This window comes from Pandoraea nosoerga (assembly GCF_902459585.1).
Taxonomy (GTDB): Bacteria; Pseudomonadota; Gammaproteobacteria; order Burkholderiales; family Burkholderiaceae; genus Pandoraea; species Pandoraea nosoerga.
Window position 1 is genome coordinate 1 of sequence record NZ_CABPSC010000038.1, and the last position, 832, is coordinate 832.

Genomic DNA, 832 nt, shown 5'->3' on the forward strand with positions numbered 1-832 from the left:
ACCAACGCCATCTCGGCGATCGTGATCGTCGGGGCGATGCTCGCGGCCGGCCTCACCGAAGGCGGGCTCGGCAAGACGATGGGCGTGGTGGCCGTGGCGCTCGCGGCCGTGAACGTGTTCGGGGGCTTCCTCGTCACGCAGCGCATGCTGGAGATGTTCAAGAAGAAAGACAAGTCGCCGGCCAGGGCGGCAAACGACGACGCGACGAAGGGAGCGCACTGACATGAGCATGAATCTTGTGACGCTGCTGTATCTGGTCGCGTCGATCTGTTTCATCCAGGCGCTCAAGGGCCTGTCGAACCCGAAGATGGCGCGACGCGGCAACGCGTTCGGCATGATCGGCATGACGATCGCCGCGCTCACGACCGTGGCGCTGATCTTCGAGCTGCGCAGGCTCTCCGGCGGCGGCTACTCGGGCCTCGGCCTGATTCTCGCGGGGCTGGTCCTCGGCGGCGGTATCGGCGCGTATGTCGCGCGCAAGGTCGAGATGACCAAGATGCCGGAACTCGTGGCCGCCATGCACTCGCTGATCGGCCTGGCGGCGGTGTGCATCGCCGTGGCGGCAGTCGCCGAGCCGGCCGCCTTCGGCATCGTGCCGGCCGGCGAGACGTCGCTGCCCGCGGGCAACCGCATCGAGCTCTTCATCGGCACGTTCGTCGGTGCGATCACGTTCTCGGGCTCGGTCATCGCGTTCGGCAAGCTCTCGGGCAAGTACAAGTTCCGGCTGTTCCAGGGCGCGCCGGTCGTCTACACCGGCCAGCACACCGTCAACCTGCTGCTCGCCATCGCGATGCTCGGCTTCGGCGTCATCTTCTTCCTGTCGCAGAGCTGG

2 protein-coding genes are annotated in these 832 nt (G+C 66.8%); both read left to right on the top strand.

Annotated features, from left to right (window positions below; translation table 11 throughout):
- A partial coding sequence (locus PNO31109_RS21790) for a proton-translocating transhydrogenase family protein (protein WP_150557517.1) occupies positions 1-222 on the top strand: 222 nt, incomplete at its 5' end.
- 1 nt (position 223) lies between these two features.
- Positions 224-832: NAD(P)(+) transhydrogenase (Re/Si-specific) subunit beta (locus PNO31109_RS21795; protein WP_174966502.1), on the top strand; the 609-nt coding region annotated here is incomplete at its 3' end.